This window comes from Bradyrhizobium sp. USDA 4538, assembly GCF_024171045.1.
In the GTDB taxonomy this organism is placed as follows: Bacteria; Pseudomonadota; Alphaproteobacteria; order Rhizobiales; family Xanthobacteraceae; genus Bradyrhizobium; species Bradyrhizobium australafricanum.
On sequence record NZ_JALJZE010000001.1, the window covers coordinates 4593691 to 4609683 of the forward strand.

19 protein-coding genes and 1 tRNA gene are annotated in these 15993 nt (G+C 63.1%); 10 read left to right on the forward strand and 10 right to left on the reverse strand.

What is annotated here, in order from left to right; all coding sequences use genetic code 11:
- Positions 1–29: 29 nt before the first annotated feature.
- The 8 genes from J2R78_RS20685 to J2R78_RS20720 all read left to right on the forward strand — a co-directional run bounded on the left by J2R78_RS20685 (position 30) and on the right by J2R78_RS20720 (position 5468).
- The gene (locus J2R78_RS20685) at positions 30–689 is read left to right on the forward strand and encodes an epimerase (RefSeq protein ID WP_253606484.1); all 660 of its coding nucleotides are present in this window, start codon (positions 30–32) and stop codon (positions 687–689) included.
- 83 nt (positions 690–772) lie between these two features.
- Positions 773–1201 (forward strand): DUF2948 family protein, encoded by a 429-nt coding sequence (locus J2R78_RS20690; RefSeq protein ID WP_253606486.1) that lies wholly within the window; start codon positions 773–775, stop codon positions 1199–1201.
- A gap of 198 nt (positions 1202–1399) precedes the next feature.
- Positions 1400–2695, forward strand: coding sequence for a histidinol dehydrogenase (gene hisD, locus J2R78_RS20695; RefSeq protein WP_253606488.1), 1296 nt, complete (start codon positions 1400–1402; stop codon positions 2693–2695).
- Positions 2692–3198, forward strand: a complete 507-nt coding sequence (locus J2R78_RS20700) for a UPF0262 family protein (RefSeq protein ID WP_016841326.1) — start codon at positions 2692–2694, stop codon at positions 3196–3198. Before hisD ends, J2R78_RS20700 begins: the two co-directional genes overlap by 4 nt.
- A gap of 114 nt (positions 3199–3312) precedes the next feature.
- Entirely contained in the window at positions 3313–3777 is a 465-nt protein-coding gene (locus J2R78_RS20705) for a low molecular weight phosphatase family protein (RefSeq protein WP_076828053.1), read from the forward strand.
- Positions 3778–3974: 197 nt separating this feature from the next.
- Entirely contained in the window at positions 3975–4604 is a 630-nt protein-coding gene (locus J2R78_RS20710) for a Maf-like protein (protein WP_018269043.1), read from the forward strand.
- A 454-nt stretch (positions 4605–5058) separates the two neighbouring features.
- Positions 5059–5253 carry a DNA gyrase inhibitor YacG gene (yacG, locus tag J2R78_RS20715; protein ID WP_057018155.1) on the forward strand — a complete coding sequence of 65 codons (195 nt, stop codon included), beginning with the start codon at positions 5059–5061 and terminating at the stop codon, positions 5251–5253.
- Between the two features lie 139 nt (positions 5254–5392).
- Positions 5393–5468: transfer RNA gene (locus J2R78_RS20720), tRNA-Phe, on the forward strand.
- A gap of 66 nt (positions 5469–5534) precedes the next feature.
- Here J2R78_RS20720 and J2R78_RS44775 read toward each other — a convergent pair.
- The 8 genes from J2R78_RS44775 to ectA form a co-directional block, all read right to left on the reverse strand.
- Positions 5535–5669, reverse strand: coding sequence for a hypothetical protein (locus J2R78_RS44775; protein ID WP_256560538.1), 135 nt, complete (start codon positions 5667–5669; stop codon positions 5535–5537).
- 149 nt (positions 5670–5818) lie between these two features.
- Positions 5819–7135 (reverse strand): MFS transporter, encoded by a 1317-nt coding sequence (locus tag J2R78_RS20725; RefSeq protein WP_199805256.1) that lies wholly within the window; start codon positions 7133–7135, stop codon positions 5819–5821.
- Positions 7132–8382, reverse strand: coding sequence for an MFS transporter (locus J2R78_RS20730; RefSeq protein WP_253606490.1), 1251 nt, complete (start codon positions 8380–8382; stop codon positions 7132–7134). The genes J2R78_RS20725 and J2R78_RS20730 overlap by 4 nt, the downstream gene beginning before the upstream one ends.
- 20 nt (positions 8383–8402) lie before the next feature.
- Complete coding sequence (locus tag J2R78_RS20735) at positions 8403–8813, reverse strand: hypothetical protein (protein ID WP_253606492.1); 411 nt, start codon at positions 8811–8813, stop codon at positions 8403–8405.
- Between the two features lie 38 nt (positions 8814–8851).
- Entirely contained in the window at positions 8852–9730 is an 879-nt protein-coding gene (gene thpD, locus J2R78_RS20740; RefSeq protein ID WP_305884492.1) for an ectoine hydroxylase, read from the reverse strand.
- Positions 9731–9795: 65 nt separating this feature from the next.
- The gene (locus tag J2R78_RS20745) at positions 9796–10209 is read right to left on the reverse strand and encodes an ectoine synthase (protein WP_253606495.1); all 414 of its coding nucleotides are present in this window, start codon (positions 10207–10209) and stop codon (positions 9796–9798) included.
- A gap of 15 nt (positions 10210–10224) precedes the next feature.
- Entirely contained in the window at positions 10225–11553 is a 1329-nt protein-coding gene (gene ectB / locus J2R78_RS20750; RefSeq protein WP_253606497.1) for a diaminobutyrate--2-oxoglutarate transaminase, read from the reverse strand.
- A 4-nt stretch (positions 11554–11557) separates the two neighbouring features.
- The gene (gene ectA, locus J2R78_RS20755; protein ID WP_225648356.1) at positions 11558–12103 is read right to left on the reverse strand and encodes a diaminobutyrate acetyltransferase; all 546 of its coding nucleotides are present in this window, start codon (positions 12101–12103) and stop codon (positions 11558–11560) included.
- Between the two features lie 250 nt (positions 12104–12353).
- Between ectA and J2R78_RS20760 the strand changes: the two genes are divergently transcribed.
- Together J2R78_RS20760 and J2R78_RS20765 are read left to right on the forward strand one after the other, a co-directional pair.
- On the forward strand, positions 12354–12842 hold the full coding sequence (locus tag J2R78_RS20760; protein WP_057017678.1) for a MarR family winged helix-turn-helix transcriptional regulator: 489 nt from the start codon (positions 12354–12356) through the stop codon (positions 12840–12842).
- Positions 12843–12943: 101 nt separating this feature from the next.
- Positions 12944–13249 (forward strand): SDR family oxidoreductase, encoded by a 306-nt coding sequence (locus J2R78_RS20765; protein ID WP_253606499.1) that lies wholly within the window; start codon positions 12944–12946, stop codon positions 13247–13249.
- 268 nt (positions 13250–13517) lie between these two features.
- On the opposite strand, the gene J2R78_RS20770 is transcribed toward J2R78_RS20765, so the two are convergent.
- Positions 13518–15266, reverse strand: coding sequence for a TRAP transporter large permease subunit (locus J2R78_RS20770; RefSeq protein WP_253606501.1), 1749 nt, complete (start codon positions 15264–15266; stop codon positions 13518–13520).
- Complete coding sequence (locus tag J2R78_RS20775) at positions 15263–15931, reverse strand: TRAP transporter small permease subunit (RefSeq protein ID WP_092080286.1); 669 nt, start codon at positions 15929–15931, stop codon at positions 15263–15265. The genes J2R78_RS20770 and J2R78_RS20775 overlap by 4 nt, the downstream gene beginning before the upstream one ends.
- Between the last annotated feature and the right edge of the window lie 62 nt (positions 15932–15993).

Consider the following 15993-nt stretch of genomic DNA (forward strand, 5'->3'; position numbering starts at 1 on the left):
ATGGATCGGGCGGCAGCGGGGCAATCGAGATGAAGGTCATCCTGTTCGGCGCGACCGGCATGGTCGGGCAGGGCGTGCTGCGCGAATGCCTGCTCGATCCCGGTGTCGAGCGCGTGCTCGCGGTTGGGCGCAGCCCGACCGGGCAGCGCGACGCCAAGCTTGTCGAGTTGATCCACGACAATTTCATCGATTACAGCGCGATCGAGCCGCAGCTTGCCGGCTACGACGCCTGCTTCTTCTGCCTCGGCGTCTCCTCGATCGGCATGGACGAGACACGCTACCGCCATCTCACCTACGACATCACGCTGGCCGCGGCGACGGTGCTGGCGCGGCTCAATCCCGGCATGGTGTTTACCTATGTCACGGGGCGCAGCACCGATTCCACCGAGCGCGGGCCGTTGATGTGGGCGCGGGTGAAGGGCAAGACCGAGAACGATTTGCTCAAGCTGCCGTTCAAGGCCGCCTACATGTTCCGGCCCGCCGGGATCCAGCCGCTGCATGGCGTCCGCTCCAAGACCGGCTGGGTGCAGGCGATCTATCTCGCGACCTCGCCGCTGCTTTCCTTTCTGGTGCGGGTCGCCCCGAGCTACATGACGACGTCGGAACAACTGGGCCGCGCCATGCTGAAGGTCGCCCGCGACGGCTACCCCAGGCCGGTGCTGGAGAGCGAGGACATCAATCGCCTCTGAAGCGCGGTGGCCGGTTCCCTCGATCGGCGATTTCGCCAGGTCTCTTGGTACCTCCCGGGCCGCGAGGCGTTATAACCACCGTCATGTCCCCACCCGCGCCGCTGAAGCTGATCGCCCTCGATGCCGATGACCTCGCGGTCATCTCGGCCCATGTGCAGGACGCCCACGTCCAGCCCTCCGACATCGTCTGGCGCCAGGATGAGAAGCGGCTCGTGGTCGGCCTGAACCGGCTGGACTGGGAGCAGACCCTGTCGGGCGGCACCTGCTCGCGCCGGCTGATCGCCGCGCTCAGGTTCGACCGGGTGCTGGCATGCAAGTCGCGCAATATCGACCTGGAGGCCCCGGAAGCCACCCTGGAACTGCTCGGGATCGAGTTCTATGCCTCCGACCCGCCGGGCGGCAGCGCGCTCCTGATGTTCGGCCATGGCGGGGCGCTGCGGCTGGATGTCGAGTGCCTGGAGTGCGAATTGACCGATCTGGGCATCGACGATCTCGGCGTGGCGCCGGGGTGATTGGGCACGTCATTCCGGGGCGGTCCCAACGGGTCAGCGCAAAGCGCGGCCCGATGACAGGCTCCGGACCGAACCCGGAATCTCGAGATTCCGGGTCTGGTCCTTGGGACCATCCCGGAATGACATCCCCCAAGGGTTGACGGCCATTATCCGTCGCGCCATTGAGCAGGGACCCGAATTCCTCCTAAGAAAGCCGTCATGCCCGTTCGCCTGGACCGACAGAGCGCCGATTTCGAGCAGCGATTCCGCGATTTCCTGGCGGCCAAGCGCGAGGTGTCGGCCGACGTCGAGCGCGCCACCCGCACGATCGTCGACGACGTGGCGGCCCGCGGCGACGCGGCGCTGCTCGAGGCGACCAAAAAGTTCGACCGCCTCGATATCGACGCGGCCGGCCTGCGCATTACCGCAGCCGAGATCGACGCCGCGGTGGCGGCCTGCGACCCCAAGACCGTCGAGGCCCTGAGATTCGCGCGCGACCGGATCGAGACCTTCCACCGCCGCCAGTTGCCGAAGGACGAGCGCTTCACCGATGCCGCCGGCGTCGAGCTCGGCTGGCGCTGGAGCGCGGTCGATGCGGTCGGGCTCTATGTGCCCGGCGGCACCGCGGCCTATCCGTCCTCGGTGCTGATGAACGCGGTGCCGGCCAAGGTTGCCGGCGTGCCGCGGGTGGTGATGGTGGTTCCGGCGCCGGACGGCAAGCTCAACCCGCTGGTGCTCGCCGCCGCCCATCTCGGCGGCGTCTCGGAAATCTACCGGGTCGGCGGCGCCCAGGCGGTGGCGGCGCTGGCCTACGGCACCGCGACGATCGCGCCGGTCGCCAAGATCGTCGGCCCCGGCAACGCCTATGTCGCCGCGGCAAAGCGGCTGGTGTTCGGCAAGGTCGGCATCGACATGATCGCCGGCCCCTCCGAGGTGCTGGTCATCGCCGACGACACCGGTAATGCCGACTGGATCGCGGCCGATCTCCTGGCGCAGGCCGAGCATGACGTCAGCGCGCAGTCGATCCTGATCACCGACAGTGCACGGCTTGCCGCCGACGTCGAGCGCGCAGTCGAGGCGCAGCTTGCGACGCTGCCGCGCGCCGAGATCGCCCGCACCTCGTGGAACGACTTCGGTGCCGTGATCAAGGTGGCAAAACTCGACGACGCCGTCGAGCTCGCCAATGCGATCGCGGCCGAGCATCTCGAGATCATGACCGCGGATGCCGAGGGCCTGTCGAACAAGGTCCGCAACGCCGGGGCGATCTTCCTCGGGGCCCATACCCCGGAGGCGATCGGCGACTATGTCGGCGGCTCCAACCATGTGCTGCCGACCGCGCGCTCGGCGCGGTTCTCCTCGGGCCTCGGGGTGCTTGACTTCATGAAGCGAACCTCGATCCTGCGGTGCGGGCCGGATCAGCTGCGTGCGCTCGGGCCCGCCGCGATGACGCTCGGCCAGGCCGAGGGTCTCGATGCCCATTCACGTTCCGTCGGATTGCGCCTCAACCTCTCATGAACAAGCCACCAGACGACGAGGATTCCAACAATCGCATCGTCGCGGTGACGCTCGACGAGGAATCGATCGGCCGTTCCGGGCCCGATATCGAGCATGAGCGGGCGATCGCGATCTACGATTTGATCGAGCAGAACCTGTTCGCGCCCGAGGGCGCCGCCGGGCCGGGGCCTTACACCCTGCATATCGCGATCACCGGCAACCGGCTGATGTTCGATATCCGCAAGGAGGACGGCGCGCCGGTGGTCGCACATCTGTTGTCGCTGACCCCGTTCCGCCGCGTCGTGAAGGACTACTTCATGATTTGCGACAGCTACTATCAGGCGATCCGGACCGCGACGCCGGACAAGATCGAGGCGATCGACATGGGCCGCCGCGGCATCCATGACGAGGGCTCGCGCACGCTGCAGGAGCGGCTCAAGGGCAAGGTGCGCGTCGATTTCGAGACCGCGCGGCGGCTGTTCACGCTGATCACTGTGCTGCACTGGAAGGGTGAAGGCGCATGATCCCGAGAAGTGGATACCGGTTTTCGGATCAGATTATGCGCCAATCGAAGTGGCGCATGATCGGTGAAGCGGTGATTGACGGGGGCGTACCCCGATCGAAAAAAGCCTGATCGCATGGAAGCGCCGCGCGCGCGCAATCCCCAGGCCGTGCTGTTCGCATGCGGCCTGAACAGCGTGCGGTCGCCGATGGCCGAAAGCCTGCTGCAGCAGATGTTTCCGCAAGGCCTCTATGTCCGCTCGGCCGGCGTCAAGAAGGGTGAGCTCGACCCGTTCGCCGTCTCGGTGATGGCCGAACTCGGCCAGGACATTTCCAGCCACAAGCCGCAAACCTTCGAGGAGCTCGAGGACTGGGAGGGGCTGAACTTCGATCTCATCATCACGCTGTCGCCGGAGGCGCACCACAGGGCGCTGGATCTCACCCGCACGCTCGCCGCCGATGTCGAATACTGGCCGACGCAGGATCCGACCGGCACCAGCGGCAACCGCGAGCAGAAGCTCGCCGCCTACCGCGAGGTCTGCGACGGCCTGTTGCTTCGCATCCGCCGCCGCTTTGCCAGGGCCGGCGCGGCAAACCTGTGAGGCTCGGCGAGGCGAGCGGACCAGCGTGTTCCGATTCGCAGAACCGCCGCCTGTCGCCAGACTGACAAACAGCTGTGCTTATGGGGCCTGGTCTCCAGGCGGGGCGCGATTCGCGGCCGGTTCCAAGGTTGTGCATCCATGCCCCATCCGATAGGTTCCGCCCGCGTCTGTCCCCCCGATTCAGCCCAAAAGCCCGCATGCTAGGCCGTCCCAAATTCGTTCTTGCTTCCGGTTCGCCGCGACGGCTGGCCCTGCTCAACCAGGCCGGCATCGAGCCCGATGCGCTGCGCCCGGCCGATGTCGACGAGACCCCGCGGCGGGGCGAGTTGCCGCGCGCCTGCGCCAACCGCCTGGCGCGTGCCAAGGCCGACGCGGCGCTGAAATCGGTGCATCTTGACGACGACCTGCGCGGCTCCTTCATCATTGCCGCCGACACCGTGGTCGCGGTCGGCCGCCGCATCCTGCCCAAGGCCAATCTGGTCGACGAGGCCGCGCAGTGCCTGCGGCTGCTGTCGGGCCGCAATCACCGCGTCTACACCGCGATCTGCGTGGTGACGCCGCGCGAGGCATTCCGTCAGCGCCTCGTCGAAACGCGCGTACGCTTCAAACGGCTCAGCGAGGACGACATCCAAGCCTATATCGGCTCCGGCGAATGGCGCGGCAAGGCCGGCGGCTACGCGGTGCAGGGCATTGCCGGATCGTTCGTGGTCAAGATGGTCGGCTCCTACACCAATGTGGTCGGCCTGCCGCTCTACGAGACGGTGACCTTGCTCGGCGGCGAGGGCTTTCCGATCCGCCACGGCTGGCTCAACTCCGTCGCGGTGTGAGATATCCACTGAGGTCGTATCGCATCGAAGATGCGATACGGGTGGGCTCTTTCCTCCTGAACGACTCGCGGTGAGACCCCCCACCCCAACTGCTCCACATCGTCATGGCCGGGCTATGGAACGAGGCCGATAGCCGGACGCGATAGCTTGCCGCAGGGGCGCGCTGCCAAAATATCGAAAACAACCCCATGCAAAGTAGCCGGCGGCTGCCGGCGTTCGACACGACAACTTGACTCGTCGGGCAAATCAGCGGCATTCTTCCATTATCCAGAAATCGCGGAGACGCCCCTCGCTCCGAGGCTATCGCCCTGCGCTTGCGGGCGAGGTCGCCGTCTCGAGCCACGAGGCCAAGCACCTGCGCGGCCGGCGAAGACGCATATGCGATTGCCCTACCCGCAAGCAGAGGGGGAGCGCAGCGGAACATGCGGCAGATGATGTAAACTCCGGCCCAGCCATGACCGACCAAGCCCGAACGCCCAAGGCCATACCCTCTGCCACCCCGCGCGCCTGCCCGATCTGCGGCAAGCCCGTCGAGCAGGCCTTCCGCCCGTTCTGCTCGGCGCGCTGCCGCGACGTCGACCTCAACCGCTGGCTGACCGGCCGCTATGTCGTCCCGGGCCGCGAGGACGACGCTGAGGACCCGGAATAGCCAAGATTTCCCAACAAGTTGGGGAAAGAGTGCCGGTCGGGCTCGCCGCGCCGAAGCCTTTGGCGAAGGCGGGTGGACACGGCGCTCCGACCTCTCTATAAACCGCCCGCTCGCTCCGGCCTTTCGGCCCCGCGGGTATGCCCAGGTAGCTCAGTTGGTAGAGCATGCGACTGAAAATCGCAGTGTCGGTGGTTCGATCCCGCCCCTGGGCACCACTCCTGAACAGATTTATGAAACCAGGTTTGGGTTGACCCTTTCGGCCGAAAACGGACCGGATGTTGTCATTTGAGCCGACGGTCCTCCGACGCGATGATCGCGTCGACCACGCTTGCGAGATAGGCCTTCCGAGCAGCGACGTCGCCCGACACGAGTTGCTGACGCATCAGGCGGGTGAACCGATCGATAGCGAGCCACAACGGCCCTACCCCGGCTTGCCATCAACGCGGCGATCCGGTTTTTGAGGGATCCGGATCCATCGGTACCATCGATAGCGCCTGTCTCAATGGCCGCATAAAGGCGCTCCAGCCGTTCCTCGGCCTCGGAAGCTTGGCGTGCCAGCTAGAGCCTATCGCGCGAAAGGATCTTCATAAAGAGTCCGTCCAGCTGTCTCCGGCATGAAGCGCAGCGCGATCAGCCCAACAACGCATGTAGCCATCATGTAATAGGCCGGCATCAGCTCGTTCCCGGTAACAGAGATAAGGCCGCTGTTGATTGCCGGCGCCGTGCCGCCAAAAATGGATGTCGAAATGTTGTAAGCGCCGGCGAAGCCGGCGAAGCGCACATGGGTGGGAAACATGGCCGGGAAAGTCGCCGAAATGGTCGCGAGTTGCGGTACGTAGAGCAGCCCGAGCAGAATGAAGCCGACACAGGCGCCGACGAGGCCCGTGCCCATGAGCATGTAGAGAGGGGCCACCAGCAGAAACAACCCGATCAGGGAGAAGCTCCACATCGGACGGCGCCCGATTCGGTCCGAGAGCCGGCCAGCAAATGGCAGGAACAGCATCATGAACAGCATGCCGAGGAGCGGCACCGCAAGCGCCTCATCCGGCGACAGGCCGATGCGGCTCTGAAGATAGGTTGGCATGTAGCTGAGCAGCGTATAATTGACGACATTGAGCGCAACCACCAGGCCGCCGACGACGAGCATAGGACGCCGGTGACGTGCCAGAAGGGCGATCAGGCCTGGTGAGGATCGTGCCTGGCTTGCGGTTTCGTGGGCACGGAAGACCGGCGTATCTTCCATTCTCGCGCGCAGATACGCGCCGACGAGGCCCATTGGCGCGGCGACCAGAAACGGAACGCGCCATCCCCAGTCGTGCATCGCCTGATCACCCAGAAAGAGCGAGAAGGATAACATCAGGAATGCGCCCAGCGAGAAGCCGGCCAGCGTTCCGAACTCCAGGAAACTCCCATAAAAGCCGCGTCGGTCATCGGGAGCGTACTCGGCCATGAACGTCGCGGCGCCGCCGTATTCGCCACCGGTCGAAAAGCCCTGTACGATGCGGAGAAGAACGAGCGACAGTGGCGCCCAGAAGCCGACGCTGTTGTAGGGGGGAATAAGCCCGACGCACAGCGTCGCGCCCGACATCAGCAGTATCGTTAGCGCCAACACGGATTTTCGGCCCACCCGGTCTCCCAGCGATCCCCAGAATATCCCGCCTAGCGGCCGTATGAGGAAGGAGATCGCGAACGTGGCCAACGCAAAAAGCACCGCTTCCCCGACGTCGCCGGGAAACAGTGCCGCGGAAATGTACGTCACGCCATACGCATAAATGCCGTAGTCGAACCATTCCGTCGCATTGCCGACGGCAGAGGCGGCAATCGCACGGCGCAACGTGGCGCGATCAGCAGTTGGATCAGGTGCGGAAACGGGGGCATTCACGATTGCTGTTCTCCGATCACCGCTGCGTCGGGCGTATTGGGGTCAAGCAGCGATGCAATCGGCGTCGTGCGTGGAAGAATCTGAAAGTCCTGCTGCTCGGGTGCAGGAACAGGTGGGGTTGCCGTCTGCCGCCACATGCCGAACGCGGCCGCGCCGCCGGCGCAAAGGGCGATGAAAAGGAAAAGCCCGCCGCTGCTCCAGCCTGTCATGAATATCGCTCCACCGATCGGCCCGAGCGCGGCGCCGACGGAATACAGCAGCACCAGCCGTCCACTTGCGGCGATACGTTGTGCGGCGTGCAGACGGTCGTTGCAATGGGCCACGCAGAGTGGATAGAGCGCAAAGCTGAGGCCACCAAACATTGTTCCGAGAATCAGCAGCCACGGGCCGACCGACGAGAGAAAGGAGATGACCAAGCTGATACACAGGGTTGCTGCGAAACTGAGCACGATGACCTGGCGACGATCATAGCGGTCGGAAATGCGTCCGAGCGGCCATTGCAGGATCACGCCGCCAAGAATCACGATCATCATGAAGTGGGCTGTCTGCGATAAATCGAACCCTAGGCGTCGAACCTGCACTGCGGCCAATCCGTAAAATGCCCCTAACATCAAGCCGGTCGTCATTACTCCGACAGCACCGAGGGGAGATGCGGCAAAGAGTGTTCGGGTTCCGAACGCCGCGGCTTCGGCAGGCGGCGGCGCCGAGTTGCGTGTGAGACAAAGTGGAATGATCGCGAGCGAGATTAGCATTGAGGCTAGTTGAAACGGAACAGCAGGCAAATCACCGCTGGCTCCTAGCAGCAACTGTCCCACCGCCTGTCCGCAATATAGTGCAACCATGTAGGCCGCTAGAATGCTGCCGCGCGAGGCCGCGTCAGCGCGTTCGTTTAGCCAGCTCTCGAGACAGACGAAGACGCCGGCGACGCAGAAGCCGTCGGTCAGCCGCAGTCCCGACCAGAGCAGAGGATGGATGATTTGCGCGTAGCCGAGCGTGCTCGCGGAGAGAAGCGCAACGAACGCCGCAAAGGCGCGGATATGTCCCACGCGCCGGACGATACGCCCCGAGCGCAGGGCTCCGACGACCAGCCCGGCAAAATAGGCGGTCGCCACCGCGCCGATCACGATCGTGCCCTGTCCCGCCCGCTCGAGCCGCAAACTCAGGAGCGTCGCCATAAACCCGCTTCCCGCCATGAGCATAAAGATGGCGAGCAGCAGGCTACGAACCGGGGAGATTGCCGCAAGCATGACGATTGCGACGCGCGCCGTCAGGCCGCGCGCCGGCCTTCCGCTTCCCCGTCGGCCTCCACCGGGACACGATCCAGAACCCTAGCGCTAGCATCGAAGTGGCAAACGGTCACGACGAACTGAACGTCAGCGTTGCGAATCTGATGCCGCGTCGCAATCACGTCGATTCGTGCGTTATCGAGGGCTCGCAGCGCATCGAACACCAAGCCTGGCCAAGCGATGTCGCTGTCGGCCATCGCTTGACGCCATCCGTCCGCGCCGTCATCGGCAACAAGGCATGCATGGATACCGGGCTCGCAGGTCTTCTTGTGCTCCAGCAGCAGGTCAGTCATCCCGGCATAGGCGGAGACGACAAAGGCGCGATTGTAAAGGTCCTCGCCCTTGCGCTCCGCGATCGGAACGTCGTCGAATAGCGTGCCAGTCGCGGCCATCGATGTGCCGCCGATCTTCTCGACACTATGAAAACCGCTCATGCGAGAGCATCCTCCATCAACGGGCCGTGCTGAGGCACGAGAGCTTTCGGGTCGTTGCGCGCGGCAACGAAGCTCGGCCGCGGTTTTTTGACGCCGAATGGCGCCTGCAGCCGGTTGCTCACGGCGTTATAGACGAAGAACGCGTTAGCGCGTGGAAATGGCGTGATGTTGCCGTTCGATCCGTGCATCGTGTTGCAATCGAAGATCACCACCGTGCCCGCCTTACCGGTCGGCGCCACGATGCCGTGGCGGTGCGCCAACTCGGTCAGACTTTGCCGGTCGGGCACGCCATACTCCTGCTTCTTCAGTGACGTGCGATAGTGGTCTTCCGGCGTCGCGCCGATACAGGTCAGGAAGACGCGGTGCGATCCGGGCATCAGCATCAGGGGGCCATTGTCCGGCGTATTTTCCGCCAGCAGGACTGACATGGAGAGTGCTCGCATGCGCGGCATGCCGTCTTCCACGTGCCAAGTCTCGAAGTCGGAGTGCCAGTAGAACTCCTTGCCTTCGAAGCCGGGCTTGTAGTTCAGGCGTGACTGATGGATGTAGACCTTGTCGTTCAGCAGGAACTGAGCGATGCCTGCCAAGCGTGCGTCGGCGGCGAGGCGCCCGATCACTCTACTCTGAGAGTGGATCTCGAAGACCGAACGGATTTCTTGGCTGTCCGGCTCGGCGATGATCGTTTCCGGATTGAGGCCGTTAGGGCTCGATAGCAGTTTCTTTGCCTGCGTCTGCAGGTGGTCGACTTCCTCGGGAGAGAGGACATCCTTGAGCACGAGGAAGCCATCGCGATCGAACTGCTCGGCCTGCTGCCGCGTTAGCGGTGCGCTCTCGCTCCAGTCGCTATGAATAACGGGATCGAGACGCGGAAGCATCTGGGCCTCCGAGGTGAGACGGGATGGGTAAATGTCTGTCAATGCCTTTCCCTCTTTCAGTTGTTTCAGGAGTTAACGGCCGCCTCGCGCGGCGCTTCGACATCAGTCGGATAGGCACCAGTCTCGTCGTGCACTTCCTGGCCGGTGACCGGCGGGTTGAACACGCAGGCCGTCAGGAGGTCGGTGTCCGGGCGAACGATATGCTGGTCGTTCTTGTTGAGTGCGTACATGATGCCCGGTGCGAGCTTGTGCGTTTCGCCGGTCCCGAGGTCTTCGATGGTCCCGGTTCCCTTCAGTATGAAAACCGCCTCGAGATGGTTCTGGTAGTGCATCTTGAGTTCTTCGCCCGCGTACATCGTCGTAATGTGGAAAGAGAAGCCCATGCCGTCGCTCTTGAGCAGAAGGCGGGCACTGTCCCAGCCCTTCGATTTGACGAGACGATCGGTCTTTCGAATGTCGCGGAGTTGACGAACGATCATTGTTCTTTCCTTTCGTTATTCGGCTGCAATGCCGTAACTGCCGGTCCGCACCGCGCGGACCGACTCCTCGATGATGTCGAGGCCGGCCGAGAGAGCGGCGTCGTCGATAATGAGAGGTGCAAGCACCTTGACGATTTCGTCGTGTGCGCCGCTCGTTTCGATGATGAGTCCGGCGGCAAAACAGGCGCTGGTGATGGCATCGGCAGTTTCACCGGACCCGACGTCGATGCCACGCATCATGCCGCGGCCGCGTGTCGAAAGGCCGAATCCAGAAGCGATGGCATCTAGGCGTCGTGCGAGCAATCGTCCCTTGCGCTGGACGTCCTGCTCGAACTCATCATCCTTCCAGAAGTTCCGCAGAGACGCGGTTGCCGTGATGAAGGCGTGATTGTTGCCCCGGAACGTGCCGTTGTGTTCGCCGGGCAACCATTGATCCAACTCGGGTCGGAACAGTGTCAGCGCGAAGGGAAGCCCCATGCCGGACAGCGATTTTGCCATGGTGACGATGTCGGGCGTAAAACCCATGCCTTCAAAGCTGAAAAACGGACCGGTGCGCCCGCATCCTGCTTGAATATCGTCGACGATAAGGAGTGCGCCGTGGCGTTTTGCGATATCGGCGATTGCACGCAGCCAATCCGGCGATGCGGTGTTGAGACCGCCTTCGCCCTGAACCGTCTCGACTAGAATCGCGGCCGGCGCATCGAGCCCGCTGGAAGGGTCGGACAGCCGCCGTTCCAGTAGCGCGGCGGTGTCGAGATCCGGGCCGTGATAGCCATCGTAAGGCTCGTGGCTGACATGGCTGAGTGGTACGCCCGCGCCGGTGCGCTTGGCGGCATTGCCGGTGCAGGCCAGCGCACCGAGGGTCATGCCGTGGAAACCGTTCGTGAAAGCGATCACCAGTCCACGGCCGGTCACCTTGCGAGCCAGTTTGATGGCGGCCTCGACCGCATTAGTGCCGGTCGGTCCGGTGAACATGACGCGGTAGTCCAGCCCGCGTGACTTCAGAATCAGCGACTCGAATGTTTCGAGGAACTCCGCCTTGGCGTCGGTATGCAGGTCAAGCCCGTGCGTGATGCCGTCAGTCGAGATGTAGTCGATCAGCGCTTGCTTCAGCGCGGGATGATTGTGTCCGTAATTAAGCGTCGAGCATCCCGACAGGAAGTCCAGATAGCGTCCGCCCTGATTATCATACATCCAGACATTGTCGGCTCGGCTGAACTGGCGCGGCATGGTGCGCGCATAGCTCCGCACGACCGACTCCCGGCGTTCGTAAATTGATCGGTCCGGGATATGGCTGGTCGGCTTGGGTCGTGTATGGCGACCAAGTGTGGTTGTTGTGGTCATGTCGTCAGTTCTCCTGATCTCTGGCTCCGGGCTGTCGGTTTGGCAGGGGGCCAATGCGGGCCAGCCACTCTGTGGCGTGCTTACCGGCGAAATGCGCGTCGCACTCGAACATCACACTGCGGATCAGCGGAGCGCCCCACGCGCGGGCCAGTCCGTTGAACAATGCCCAGGATGGAGCGTTGTCGTCGGTCACTGTGGTGAGGAGATACTTGGCACTTTCGGCGGAAGGGCGATCCAGCAGCGCGTTGATCATGCGCTGAGCAAGGCCTTTGCCGCGCGCCGCCTTCGCGACCGCGACCTGCCAGACGAAGAAGCTGTTCGGTTCCGAAGGCGGGCGATAACCTGAAACCCATCCTAGAATTTGCGCGTGACGTTCCGCAACGAGGCAGGAGTCCGTGAAGTGCGTGCACTGGAGGAGGTTGCAATAGGCGGAATTGGAGTCCAGTGGCGCGCAGGCTGCGACCAGGCGGGTAACCGCGGGGCCGTCAGCGGGCGACGGCTTTCTCAACTGGAACGCTTCGCTGACATCCGGAGCGGCGTCGAAAGCCACTGGCGAGAATCCACCGAAAGCGTCGACCCGACGGCCGGCTATTGCTTCAGATTTCGAATTAATCGCTTCATTCTCCGAAATATATAGCGCTTTACCTTATAGGAAAATAAGTGGCGAAATCTTGAAAATTGGCTTGAGATCTCACATCAAAAGCTTCGTAGATATTTCGTTATACGAATAAAATTTGAAGGACTGACTTGGAACCGGTTACGATTCGCCTCGGCGCGGCCGTAGCTATAAGAAAAGCCACATGAAATCAGAGATCGCCTCACTGACGCTGCGCGCCCTGCGAAGAGTGCTGCGGGCAACTGAGATCGGCAGTCGCCAGCTGGCCATTGCGACCGGCCTTACGACATCGCAATGGCTCGTGTTGCGAGAGATCGACGCGCGCGAGAAAACCACGCCGGGTGTCATTGCGCAGGCGCTTCAGTTCGGTCAGGCAACGATCACGACGATCGTCGATCGGCTTGTGGCGCTCGATCTAGTGCAGCGCCAGCGTAACGCAAACGACAAGCGCCAGTTCCTTCTGACGGCGACGCCGGCAGGCAGGGACATCGTGGCCAACGCACCCGACTTGCTTCACCTGACGTTTACAGATCGCTTCGTCCAGTTGCCGCAATGGGAGCAGGCCATGATCCTTGCTGCAGTAGAGCGGCTGGCCATGCTGATGGACGCGCACAACATCGATGCCGCGCCATTGCTGGACAGCGGGGCCATCGATCGATCCCAACCCAGATAGGTCGATTGCCTCGACTGCGTGGACGGCTCGACAGAGCCGGATCTTCCCGCGCAGGTCACTTCCCCGGCTGAAGCAATTGCCGGGTGCGGGCGTGAATCTCCGTGGCACCTTCCTCGCTTGTCGAGCTTCTTGCCGCGCGGCAGCGGAGGCGCCATCGTCAATATCGGCTCGTTGGCAGGGCTGGGTGGCATTCCGGTTCCAACGGGTACGGCGCTTCTAGGGCAGCGATCGCGCATCTGACGCGAAATCTTGCCTGCGAGTGGGCCGCGAAAGGCATTCGGGTCAGTTGCGTTGCACCTGGTTATATCGAGGCGCCGATGTCGGCGGAGATGTTCGCCGATTCACGCGTCGAACCGCGGCCGGATCGAGCAGCGATTGCCAATGCGGCGGCTTGGCGCCGCGGATGAAATCGCGGCTGCCGTCGCTTTTCTCGTGTCCGATGATGCGTCCCACGTGGGTCGGGCGTCGTGCTCCCGGTTGACGGGGGGTACTTATGGCGGGCCGTAGGAGTTGCCGGCTGGTAGTGGCTACAGGCATCTTTTGACGGCGAGTCAAGCGCCAGGCGTGGCGGCCTTGGAAACTACATGGATATTTCAATGACATACGAGTTCGCAGGTTTGTTCTGAATGGCGCACCATTTCCGTTTGACAAGCGCCCGGTGCTCCCCGCTGCGCATCAACTCGCGTACAGATAGTTCGGCAGCCACAGCGTCATGCCCGGCCAGAGATACATGATCACCATGCACAGGATCACGATCAGCATGTAGGGCATCATGCCGGCGAAGATCTGGTTCAGCGTAACGTGCTTCGGGGCGACGCCCTTGAGATAGAACGCCGACATCGCGACCGGCGGCGACAGGAACGCGGCCTGCAAGTTCACGAACACCAGCGTGCCCCAAAGGATCGGATCGATGTTGAAGTGCTTCAGCATCGGCAGGAAGATCGGCACGAAGATGATGATAATCTCGGTCCATTCGAGCGGCCAGCCCAGCACGAAGATGATCGCCTGCGACAAGATCATGAACTGCACGGGCGTCATGTTGAGCGACAGCACCCAGCTTTCCAGCAGCGCCTGACCGCCGAGAATGGCGAACACCGCCGAGAACAGCGCCGAGCCGACGAACAGCCAGCACACCATCGCGGTCGTCTTTGCGGTCAGGAACACCGCTTCCTTGGTGCGCTTCCAGTCGAGCGTGCGGGCGTGGAAAGCGAGGATGAAGGCGCCGGCGGCGCCGACGCCGGCGGACTCGGTCGCGGTCGTGATGCCGAACAGGATCACCCCTAGTACCACGACGGTGAGGATGCCGAGCGGCATCACCGACGACGTCAAGAGCTTCAACACTTCGAAGCGTTCGCCGTCCATGCGCAAGTAAGAGCGCGCCGTCCACGCAGCCAGCACGGCGGCTGATATCGCGAACCAGACGTAGAACTGGGTGTCCGGTCCCTTTTCAGCGGGCGACAGCTCCTTCGGCTCGACCGGGCTGCCGAGCTGCTGCAGGCCTTCGACGGCTCCGCTCGCGGCGCCGGGCTGCTGGTGGATCACGACGTACCACCAGACCGTGCCGAGCGCGGCTGCGGTCGTCAGGAACGGCACCAGCGAAATGAGGAAGTTCTGCACGATCGCGCCATAGCCCATCGGCTTGCCGTCGATCCGGAGCGTCTTCGCCTTTGCGGGCGAGAGCAGTGCCTTGACCAGGCCGACGAACAGGTTCGGCGAATACAGCGCCGCGAAATTCCTGATCCATTCGGGCACGTTGACGCGGGTCTGTTCCTCCGGCAGCGGCGGGGCGATCTTCGGGTTGATCATCGCCCAGCCCACGACATAGACGAGGTAGAGGAACGCCAGGAAGAAGCCGGGAAGCATCGCCGCCGCATAGAGCTTGACCACGGACTGGCCGGCGACCGCGGCATAGACGATAATCATCACCGAAGGCGGGATCAGGATGCCGAGCGTGCCGCCCGCGGTGATGACGCCGGAGGCGAGCTTCACGTCATAGCCGGCGCGCAGCATCGGGTTGAAGGCGATCACGCCCATCAGCACCACCACCGCGCCGACGAGCCCGGAGGCGATGCCCCAGAACGTGCACACGATCAGGGTCGCAACCGCGAGCGAGGCAGGCAGGCGGCGGAAGGCAAGCTGGATCGAATGGAACATCTTGTCGACGAGGGCGCCGCGCTCCATCACATAGCCCATCAGCACGAACAACGGGATGGAGATCAGCACGTCGTTGGTCATCGCGCCGTAGGTACGCTGGACCATCAGCTCGAAAACCTTGTTGTGCGTCCAGTTCTGCGACGGATCGTAGAACGCGATGAAGCCGAAGAACATGCCGAGGCCCATCAGCGTAAACGCCGTGGCAAAGCCCATCATGATGACGACGACGATGAGCGCCAGCATCAACAGGCCGAGCGCGGGATCGCTCATGTGTTCAGGTCCCCGCCCATGCCGCGCTGCCGCGCCATTTCATCGATGCGCGCCGCGCCCTCGATGGCGAGCTTGCGCGATTCCTCGTCCACGAATTCAGAGTGCGCGAGCTGTTCCCCGATGACGTCGGTCTCGGCGACGTCGGCAAGCCTGCTCGGCCATTCGCCGGTCTTCAGGCAAACGATGCAGCGGATGATCTCGCCGATCCCCTGCAGCATGATCAGCGCGCCCGCGATCGGGATGACGGTCTTGAAGTGGTAGACCGGCGGGCCGTCCGCCGTAACGTTGGAATGCTCGTTGATGTGCCAGGAATCCGCAGCGTAGAAATAGCCTGCATAGATCAGCGCGGCGATGCCCGGGATGAAGAAGACGAAGTAGAGAACGAGATCGAGCGTGGCCTGCGTGCGCGGCCGCATCGAGGAGTACAGGAAGTCGCCGCGGACATGGGCGTTCTGCGCCAGCGTATAGGCGCCGCACAGCATGAATAGCGACCCGTACAGCATGTTCTCGGCGTCGAAGATCCATGCCGTCGGCATGTTGACGGCATAGCGCTTGAACACTTCGATGCAGACAACGCTCATCAGGAGGATCATCAGCCAGGCGGTCGCCTTGCCGACCCAGGTCGAGATGCCGTCGATCTTGTACAGTAAACTCTGGACGCTCATATGATATGGTTCGGCATAAAAACGATCCCAACGTAACACAAGGCACCGTCCGGAGGGTGGTC